The 9788-nt window shown below is 39.5% G+C and carries 11 protein-coding genes and 1 pseudogene; 9 read left to right on the forward strand and 3 right to left on the reverse strand.

Annotated features, from left to right (window positions below; translation table 11 throughout):
• The first annotated feature begins 88 nt into the window (after positions 1–88).
• The 6 genes from DD616_RS16845 to DD616_RS16880 all read left to right on the forward strand — a co-directional run bounded on the left by DD616_RS16845 (position 89) and on the right by DD616_RS16880 (position 5534).
• Complete coding sequence (locus DD616_RS16845; RefSeq protein WP_208871952.1) at positions 89–616, forward strand: hypothetical protein; 528 nt, start codon at positions 89–91, stop codon at positions 614–616.
• 623 nt (positions 617–1239) lie between these two features.
• Positions 1240–1665, forward strand: coding sequence for a hypothetical protein (locus tag DD616_RS16855; protein WP_208871953.1), 426 nt, complete (start codon positions 1240–1242; stop codon positions 1663–1665).
• A gap of 41 nt (positions 1666–1706) precedes the next feature.
• Entirely contained in the window at positions 1707–2483 is a 777-nt protein-coding gene (locus tag DD616_RS16860; RefSeq protein ID WP_047691679.1) for a phosphotransferase family protein, read from the forward strand.
• A gap of 212 nt (positions 2484–2695) precedes the next feature.
• On the forward strand, positions 2696–3775 hold the full coding sequence (locus tag DD616_RS16870; RefSeq protein WP_017044853.1) for a type I restriction endonuclease: 1080 nt from the start codon (positions 2696–2698) through the stop codon (positions 3773–3775).
• Between the two features lie 266 nt (positions 3776–4041).
• The gene (locus DD616_RS16875) at positions 4042–4503 is read left to right on the forward strand and encodes a dihydrofolate reductase family protein (protein ID WP_234826175.1); all 462 of its coding nucleotides are present in this window, start codon (positions 4042–4044) and stop codon (positions 4501–4503) included.
• Positions 4504–4637: 134 nt separating this feature from the next.
• Positions 4638–5534 (forward strand): hypothetical protein, encoded by an 897-nt coding sequence (locus DD616_RS16880; protein WP_208871954.1) that lies wholly within the window; start codon positions 4638–4640, stop codon positions 5532–5534.
• A 109-nt stretch (positions 5535–5643) separates the two neighbouring features.
• On the opposite strand, the gene DD616_RS16890 is transcribed toward DD616_RS16880, so the two are convergent.
• Complete coding sequence (locus DD616_RS16890; protein ID WP_208872347.1) at positions 5644–5835, reverse strand: hypothetical protein; 192 nt, start codon at positions 5833–5835, stop codon at positions 5644–5646.
• Between the two features lie 270 nt (positions 5836–6105).
• Complete coding sequence (locus DD616_RS16895; RefSeq protein WP_208871956.1) at positions 6106–6717, reverse strand: hypothetical protein; 612 nt, start codon at positions 6715–6717, stop codon at positions 6106–6108.
• A 158-nt stretch (positions 6718–6875) separates the two neighbouring features.
• Between DD616_RS16895 and DD616_RS16900 the strand changes: the two genes are divergently transcribed.
• The 3 genes and pseudogenes from DD616_RS16900 to DD616_RS16920 form a co-directional block, all read left to right on the forward strand.
• Positions 6876–7367, forward strand: coding sequence for a GNAT family N-acetyltransferase (locus DD616_RS16900; protein ID WP_208872340.1), 492 nt, complete (start codon positions 6876–6878; stop codon positions 7365–7367).
• Positions 7368–7513: 146 nt separating this feature from the next.
• Positions 7514–8092: a hypothetical protein gene (locus DD616_RS16910; RefSeq protein ID WP_199868342.1), complete on the forward strand. Its 579-nt coding sequence runs from the start codon at positions 7514–7516 to the stop codon at positions 8090–8092.
• A gap of 784 nt (positions 8093–8876) precedes the next feature.
• A pseudogene (locus DD616_RS16920) lies at positions 8877–9002 on the forward strand (VOC family protein); the annotation flags it as partial.
• Positions 9003–9258: 256 nt separating this feature from the next.
• Here DD616_RS16920 and DD616_RS16925 read toward each other — a convergent pair.
• Positions 9259–9756: a GNAT family N-acetyltransferase gene (locus tag DD616_RS16925; protein ID WP_080608888.1), complete on the reverse strand. Its 498-nt coding sequence runs from the start codon at positions 9754–9756 to the stop codon at positions 9259–9261.
• Between the last annotated feature and the right edge of the window lie 32 nt (positions 9757–9788).

The following is a 9788-nucleotide window of genomic DNA, read 5'->3' on the forward strand; positions in this document are numbered from 1 at the left end:
AATTGAAGTTCAGTGTTTACGGTGTGTTTTTTGAGTCTGGCGGTGCGTTGTCAACCCCTTAGCCGGGCGTTAAATTACAAGGAAGATTATGAGCATTATTTTTCATCCACTAGTATTAACATTTATTTTATTGCTGGTTTCTGCACATGTTTTTGGCTATAAGACCTCAGGGAAATGGTCAAAATCGTACTGGAAAGCCGGTGATTATATATGGCTGTCATTGGCTTTTTTTGCACTGATTAACGCGCTTTCAACCACACGAATTAATGAAGCGGTGCAAGCCGAGAAAGTTCTCAGGCAGAAACTTGTATCAAGTTATAATGACCGCATATCTAACCTTGAAGAAGGGCAAGCATTTATGGAAAAACACTTTACGCTTGATGGTGTAGATAGCCCAGCATTTGATATCGGACTAAAGGAACTAGCTGAAGATGCCTCAACAATTGATGCACGTACAGCTGAATTAAAAAATGATATTTCGGAAAATGAGAGCCATAAAGCAGAAACAGCCTTTGAAAAAAACGCCAAAAGTCTTTATGTATATTTCTTAATTATTGGCTTAGCTATAAGGATTACAATGGCTAGCGCTGAAGTGTTCGATTGGTATAAAAAATAATTTAACAAACAATTTAAGAGGGATTCCCAACGCTTAGCATTTTTTCTTCTACTTCACTTTTAGTGGTTACGGTGTAATGCTTTAGGTTGGGTGGTAGCGTTGCTCACCCCTTAATTGGGCGTTATGTTTAATCACGTCAAATCAGTTGGTTGTATCTTTTCTTTGCTCCCTCGGCTTGTTGGTTTTGTGCTTGTCGGCAAGTTGGCTTCGTTTGGCGCTGTTTTCCGGACACTCATTCTTTGGCGCTGGAAATTCAGAGAATTGCCTCAATCAGTTTTCGAGTAAGCGCGAGGTTAGGGCGGTTGGCGCAATCAGTGTTTTGAACACAGATTTTTGGGCTTGAACTGGCGAAATTCAAAGTCTGTTTTTCAAATCTATGAGTCGTTTCAGTTTTCTGGGTTTTGGCTTTTGTTTGTCAGTCAAAACCGAGTTAATCTTGGTTTAGGTAAAACGTAAGTTATTGAAGCTTAAACATAACAAACGCTTCAAGAGGGACAGCCAACGCGCGGCATTTTTATTATGCGTTGGTTTTTGTGGTTACGGTGTTATGCGGCAAGTTGGTAATAGCGTTGGCTGCCCCTTAAGCGGGCGTTATGTGCTGTCGATAAAAGGAGATATTGAATATGAACTCATCTTTAAGTGTACCAACTGACAACCCTTATAAGTTAATGGCAATTGTTGGCGCCGTTGTTTTCGTATTCAGTCTTTATTTTTTACTTAGCCAAACTTACACATACAACGATATTGTCTTCCAATCCGCTGAGAAAATTTCAATTATTGAAGCTCAAGATGACTTGCCCGATAGTGTTAAAGAAGACCGTATTTCTATTGAAAATAGGAAAATTGAGATTGTGAGTAAAGATAGGAAATATTTTCCTTATCTTTGCGGTGTAATTGCAGGCTTGGGTGGGCTACTTTGCGGTATTGGGTTCAGGCACTGGATATTTGAAGTTTATCCAGATGAAGAAGCAATGCGGAAAGAGCAGTTGAAAAGTTTACGTTTAGCTAATAGGACAGCATCAAGAGTTAAGCTGGGAAAACGCACATAACAAACGGCTCACTTAGCCGGGCGTTATAACGCGGGAGAGTTATGAGTACAAAAGATCTATCTAAAATGGGCTCGGCACGAGTCTCTATTGAAGGATTTGGTAGTTCCCTTTGTATCCATAAGCAAAATGCTTCTGATGTAGAGGTGAATTTTTACCAACACGCAGCTTCAAAGCTCAAGGGCGTGAATGTTCCCAAACTTTATAAGGTACAAAATAAGGATCTCTTTATTGAGCTTATTCCAAATCGAGTGACATTAAAGGAATTGCAAACCAGTTCGAACGTATTTGAGCAGTTGGCTAGTATTCATTGTTCAAAATATAAACCTTGTTTTAGTACTAAAGAGCATCATTGGTCAGCTATTTCAACAGAGTCAGCTCTTGAGGCCTTAAGCCTTCCTCGCTCTTCTCAAAGTACGATAGTATCAATACAAGCTTTGTCTCAGGTTCTATTTGAGCATTCATGCTTAATTTCGGGCGATACAAATGATGGAAATTGGGGCATCAGACAAAATGGTGAATTGGTGCTGTTTGACTGGGAGCGTTTTGGTTATGGTAGCCCAGCAATTGATTTGGCTCCCTTAGTACAAGGTTTGGGCTCTATTGATGAGTACGCTTCGATTATCGAGCGATACACCCAACACAATTCATCATTTACATCGGATGAGTTAACGAAGCATTTGGTTATTGCAAAGTGTTGGATAGTTATTGAGGTAGTTAACATACTGATAAGTCGTAATAAACCTGAAGCAGCAACATATATAGACTGGTATCAAAAGAATGTACCTGCTTGGTTAGGTGCGGTAGAAAATGCGTTATAACAAACGCTTTAAGACGGATTCGCAACGCGTGGCACTTTCATCATGCGTTAACTTCAGTGATTTCGGTGGTGTGCAGAAATATCGCATTGCGTTGCTCACCACTTAAGCGGGCGTTATGTGTTTCTCGACTTTAAACTTTTAACTGAACGACGTTTCCATTAGCTTTTATTGGGTATAATCAATTTTTTTCAATGCATGTAATGGAGTATTTTATGGATTTTATTGAACGGCTTCAGGCTCTTTCGAAGAAAGTTTCTCAAGTTTCGGCTAATCTGGCTACCGAAGAAGCAACAAAAAATGCTTTAGTTATGCCCTTTCTGCATTCAGTCCTTGGTTATGACGTATTCGATCCAAACGAGGTTATACCTGAGTTTACGGCTGATACTGGAACTAAAAAGGGGGAAAAGGTTGATTATGCGTTGATCAAAGATGGTGTGGTTCAAATTCTAATTGAATGTAAGAAGTATAGTGAACCATTATCAACAAAGCATGCCAACCAATTATTTCGATATTTCTCAGTAACAAATGCACGTATTGCCATTTTAACTAATGGCTCAAAATATCAATTTTTCACTGATTTGGATGCTCCTAATAAAATGGATGAAAAGCCATTTTTGACATTAGATCTCGAAAATTTAGATGAGCATGTTGTCCCTGAAATAAAAAAATTAACTAAATCCTCCTTTGATGTTGAATCTGTAGTTGATGCAGCAGGTGAATTAAAATATTTAAACCAAATAAAAAAAGTTCTAGGTGAACAGTTCCAAAGCCCAGAAGAAGATTTTGTGAAGTTCTTTACTTCTCGCGTCTATGACGGTGTTCAAACTGCAAAAGTTAAATCTCAATTTCTAGACATTACCACTAAAGCTTTAAAGCAGTTTCTCAATGACAGTATAAATGCCCGTCTAAAATCAGCTATTGGCGCTGACGTCAAAGAATCAACGAATATTGAAACTCAAGTTATTCCTGCTGAAGACGTAAATGAAAGTTCAGAAAAATCTAAAATTCTTACTACAGAAGAAGAAATTGAAGGTTTTAATATAGTCAAAGCAATACTTAGGCAAAAAGTAGAAGTACAGAGAGTTTGTGCGCGTGATACTCAAAGCTATTTTGGAATTCTGCTAGATGATAACAATCGTAAGCCTCTATGCCGTTTGTGGTTTAATACTAAGCAGAAATATATTGGTATCTTTGATGAAGCTAAGAATGAAACTCGGCATCCGATCGAAACTGTGGATGATATATTCAATTTCAGTGAACAATTACAAAGCACCCTTGCATTATATGAGTAAAAACACATAACAAAGCATTTAAGAGGGACAGTCAACGCGTGGCATTTGTGGTTTACTTGAAAATTTGTGTTTACGGTTGTCTATTTTAATTCTGTGGCGGCGTTGTCTGCCCCTTAATGCGGCGTTATAAGTAATTGTCAGTTTCGGAGCTAGGAACTAAAAGATGAAGTGTTCAGTGTTTATTGCAGCCAGTACAGACGGTTACATCGCAGATGTAAATGGCGGTTTGGNATTGGCTTCATGTATCAGGCAACCAAGGTGCTGATATGAGTGAAAATCCAGATATGGGCTTTGCTGATTATGTAAGCTCGGTTGATTGTATGGTCATGGGGCGAAAATGTATGGAAACGATCTCTAGTTTTAATCTTACCTCTGAACAGTGGCCTTATGGTGATATAAAAATTTATGTTTTGAGTAATACACTTAAAGCAGCGCCTGAAAACCTTTCAGGTAAAGTTGAAATGTACTCTGGAGGCCTATCTGATTTAGTGCGTAAACTTGATCAAGACGGTTATAAGCACGCTTATATTGATGGTGGCTCTACAATTACCTCATTTTTAAATCAACAACTGATCAATGAAGTCACAATAACAAGAGTTCCTGTGATCCTAGGTGGAGGTATTCCACTTTTTGGTAAATTGGAAAAAGCTATTCAGTTGCGAGAAGCTTCAGCAACAGTGTTTCCTAATGATTACATTCAAACAAAGTATTCCGTAAATTACTTATAACAAACGGTTAAAGAGGGACTGCCAACGCGTGGCGGCTTTTGCTTAAATCAACATTTGTGATTACGGTTACTATTTTAGGTTCGGTGTTTTGCGTTGTCAGCCCCTTAACCGGGCGTTAGTTTCATGGAGGAAAAATGACATTTCAACATTTATTAGAACAAGCACTGTATAGCAGCGCGATTATCCATCAGCCGCATGCCCTAAAAGCATATTTATCAACAAAGTTTCTCTGTGAATATTTGGACTGTTCAGAAAAACTATTGGTGCAAGTCAGTCGATTAATTGAACAGGATGCATTAAAGATTTCATGTAATTACACCGATACAGTTCAACAAATAAATTTTTCCAGCGTCCGTCGACACAGGATTCTAGAGCGCGGAATATACCCAGCATCTTATCAGGCAATGTCTCAATGGCATGACGAAAAAGGATTTACGGATATATTTCAGCATTATGTTTCACGGGCATCGAGACACAGTGAATATCTATCGCATAATGTAACCATTTTGCTCGCTTTGAATGAAGTTTATAAGTTGTTATCACCAGACTCGATTCCAATATTTTTAAATCGACTCACAGAGTTTGTAACATCTACTTTTATAGGTGAAGAACACCAAAGTGAGCCGATGTTATCAACCCCGAATCGTGTGGTCGATATTCTAAACGCCTGTCTTGAACAGCCCGGATTTTTTGGTCATAACCTCATCACATTGGCTTGGGTAATTCGTTGTAAAGATAGGCTTTCAAATATCCAGTATGAATCAATGTTGTGTAATCTCAATATACAGGCTGTCAGCCCACTAGAAGACCCAGACGATGAATTAGATTCAAACATATGGAATTTGTGCTGGATGAGTGATCGCTATGAAGATTTTCGGGCTCAAATCGAGTCATTAGTTTTTGAGAACAGTGTTAATTTACATCAAATTACGTTAGCAGATGCATTGTGTTTTCTACAGGATCAATATCCTGAGCAGACAGCTAGATTAGCGAGAGTGGCAGATTACCAAACTAGGATGTGCGCGAAATGAAACTAACAAACGCTTCAAGAGGGACAGCCGACGCGTGGTATTTTTACTATGCGTTGGTTTTTGTGATTACGGTGTTATGCGGTAAGTTGGCAGTAGCGTTGTCTGCCCCTTAAGCGGGCGTTAGGCAAAATGAGTTTTTATCAGCTAAATCGGGTTTGAATTGAACGGTGAATACCATCATTGCTGGACTTAAGCAATAAATCGTCATCACATATTTGTTGTTTCTTGATTGCGTTGGGTTGCTTTTCGCTGTGAATTCATCGGCAAAATAACCTTCAGCATCCAAACGTCCGCCGAGCATGCTACGCTCGTCACTTTTCTTCCAAACCGCTCAATTTGAGTTTTTTGTTTCTTTGCTGATTTAGCATTTTGGTTTATAAATTAATCGGTTAGTTTGTTTCAAGTTTTTACCGTTCAATTCCAACTCGATTTAGCTGATAAAAACTCATTTTGCCTAACGCCCGCTTAAGTGGTGAGCAACGCTACACGACACTTAATTATTACACCGTAAACGCAAAAGCCAAATCAAACCAAAACCGCCGAGCGTTGCGAATCCGTCTTAAAGCGTTTGTTAGTTGCGTTTCAAATGAGGGCGGAGATAATTCTCTAATTCTTTTACGGCAGAACTAATTGAATCTGTAATCTCGTCTCCGTCGTCAAGAGTTGGTTTCCATACACGATTTCTCATTTGTACTGCTAATTCTGGATTGCACTTGAAATTTTCATGACCATGCATTTCATTGTCAACAATAGCCTGCATTCCAACACGTAGTAAACGAGCATTTTTCCGGAGGTTCTCTATTAGCTGCTTTACTTCGTTTCCCCATAAAGCTTCAGCTTCTAAACCTTGAGCTTCTAGTTCCTGAACTGCGTCAATAACGGGCTTCCATCTGTTTGAGAATACATATGACCAAGATTTCGCCTGATATTCTGAAGCTTTATTCATTGGATCATAGTCTGAAGGAAACTCATGAGCTAAAGTCATAGGGGACCTAGAATATTCCATTTCATCCCGAAACTTATATACAGCACGAATTAGCTGCCTAGACACCTCAAAATCAGCCTTCCCTTTGAGCTCACGAGCCCAACTTTTTAAACCATAAATAGCTAACGAAAAAGTACCTAGAGCACATAACCCTAATACAATATCTTTAATCAAAGCCACTATTTCATTGATACTCAAACTTCTTCTCCAAAGCAACTAACGCCCGGCTAAGGGGTTGACAACGCACCACCGAACTCAAAAAACACACTATAAACACTGAATTTCAATTTTCCCTTAGCCGGGCGTTATGTAACAAGGAAGGTTCAGTGGGAAAAATATTTTCAGATCGTTTAGTGATGTCTCTGATATCAGAAGATGATTGGTCTCTATTTCACACACTTCATACCGATCCAGAGGTCATTTCACTTTGCTTTGATGAACCGACTTTGCTGGAAATTCAGTCTAAATTTCGTTCTAGGCTTGAACCATGGACACCAGATTCTAGTCATTGGTACTGTTTGGTTGTTTCGGAATTAGAAACGGGTATCAAAGTGGGTATAACGGGCTATTGCATCCAGAATGGCACTGCTGAAGTTGGTTTTATGTTTTTACCTAGTTTCCACGGTCGAGGTTATGGAACAGAATCATTACGAGCTTTAGTCGAATATTCCCGAAAACAGTTTTGCCTAAACAGTTTTTCCGCTGTGGTTACTGAAGGTAATCTAGGTTCGGAAAAAGTGCTAATCAAAAGTGGATTCACATTACATAGTGTTATTCCTGATGCTTATGGAATTGGTGGTCAAATGTATGCTGATCACATATACATGATGGAAAATATTGTTACATAACAAACGCTTCAAGAGGGACAGCCAACGCGTGGCATTTTTACTATGCGTTGGTTTTTGTGGTTACGGTGTTATGCAGAAAGTTAGTAGTAGCGTTGTCAGCCCCTTAAGCGGGCGTTATATGTTTATCAGCGAAAGCAGGAGTCACTGTGCAAGTAAGATATCGTTCGGATTATTCAAATCATGTTCATCAACTGGTTGTTACAGTCTCTAAGCATTTCTATGTAACGAAGCAAGGTAAGTTTAAGCGCCAATCTACTCCGTTTAAAGCTGTTATTGGTAAATCATCAAGTTATACAAAAACACATGTTGTCCATTATATGATTACTGATCATTACAGTGGCTTGTTTTACTCGGAAGTTACAACCAGCGATGATTTGTTCCCTATCGAAGCTTTTTTGGAAAGAGCGTGGGGGTTTAAGCCTGGTCATCCTATGCAGGGGGAACCGCATTTGCTTGTAGTTCCCAAATCTGTATTTAACGCGTTTCCAAGTTTAAGTGCTTGGTTATATCAAAAACCAATAGAGCTAGTGCAAGCAACAAGTGGTTTTCAAACTGGAATTCGTAGCATCAGAACGTGGGAAGAGGTTCTGAGAACTGGTGGCTCCTTCCGTTATCAGACTGGTTTTCCGCCAGATTTCGCCGAGGTTCAGGCTAATTCTTTTGACAGTTGTGTATTCCAAACACGCAAAAACTTCACCAAGTGGACTGAAGGATTAAACATATAACAAAGCATTTAAGAGGGATTCTCAACGCTTGGCAGTTTTGGTTCTACTTCAAATTTAGTGTTTATGGCATAATGCTTTAGGTTGGGTGGAGGCGTTGTTCACCCCTTAATGCGGCGTTATGCTTAATCTCACAAAATCAATCGGTTGTGGCCTTTTCTCTGTTCCTTCAGCCATCGATCTTGTTTGTCGGCAAATGATTAAAAGCTGTCGCTGTTTGAAATGAATTGATGCTGAGAATGTCGAGCGGTTGCCTCATTTTAGTTTTGAGCCGGTTTGTGTTGAGTTTCTTTTTTTCAAAGTAGCTTTGAGTAATTTGGCTCCTCGGCTTATCGGCCAAAAGCGCATCGGCAATTTGCTATTGTTTTACGTTGCCTAATGAAAAGGCAATTTTGCTGGCGCTGTTGATTCAGTGCTATTGCCTCATTTGAGTTTCACGCCAGTTTGCTATGAGTCTGGTTGATCAGATTTTCGTTGAAAGGGCATTTTGTTCTTTTGATCGTAGTAAATTTAACGTGGTTTTTATTCGAATCATGGTTTCGATCAGGTTAACGAGTTTTGGTGCTTGGGTTGGTTTGAAAGTCTGAGTTATTCTAATGGTTGCTTAAACCTAAGTGTTTGAAGTTTAAGCATAACAAACGGTTCAAGAGGGACAGCCAACGCGTGGCATTTTTATTATGCGTTGGTTTTTGTGGTTACGATGTTATGCGGAAGCTTGGTAGTGGCGTTGTCTGCCCCTTAACCGGGCGTTATACGCTATATGGAAATTTAACAATGGAGTCGTGAAATGAATCCGAATGAAAAGCTGAATTATGTCGAGTTTGCAGCAAAAAATTTAGAGGCAACAAAATCATTTTTCTCTTCAGTTTTTGGCTGGGAATTTACTGATTATGGTCCTGAATATACAGCATTCTMAMAKMMRSKTWWARMWSSCRGTTTTWKYMAARMTRASKSWTSWARWCRRMMWKCWWMRGGKGGKSMAYTYMWWAYMWYYKATRSSKCWARCWWRRAAAMMRYTTTAGYSAAWSTSSMGRRTWKYRGWRRWMARMWYATWMSSCCMRYTTWWGGGGCAGACAACGCTACTACCAACTTACCGCATAACACCGTAATCACCAAAACCAACGCATAGTAAAAATACCACGCGTTGGCTGTCCCTCTTGAAGCGTTTGTTATGCATGTGCCACAACGCGAGCCATATGGTAAACGTCAACGTAGCTACCATTTCTGAACGCATAAGCTTTCGACTCACCTTCAATTTCAAAACCGAACTTCTTATACAAATTGATCGCTCGTTCGTTGTCCACATAGACCGTCAATTCGATTCGTTTCAAATTCAGCCAGTTATCCGCTAAATCGATAACCGTTTTCAGTAAAGCACTACCAACACCTAAACCTTGAGCATCGTCTTTAACGCCCATACCGAATGTACCTACGTGACGTCGTCTCGGATTAGTACATAGCTCAAAGCCCAAATTACCTACTATTTCACCGTCCACTAGTGCCACATATGCATAAACATGATCTGGAATAGTCTGAAAACGTTTTTCCCACATATCGGAGGATGGAAGCGGAAGTTGTAATGTGCCAGTGTACGCATTTGGGCACTCATAAACTCCTTTTATCGCTTTAGCATCTGATGGCTCTGCTCGCCTGACTTCAACAACCATAGTTCCTCTTTTCCTAAAAAATGCATAACGCT

The organism is Vibrio anguillarum (assembly GCF_003390515.1).
GTDB classification, from domain to species: Bacteria; Pseudomonadota; Gammaproteobacteria; order Enterobacterales; family Vibrionaceae; genus Vibrio; species Vibrio anguillarum.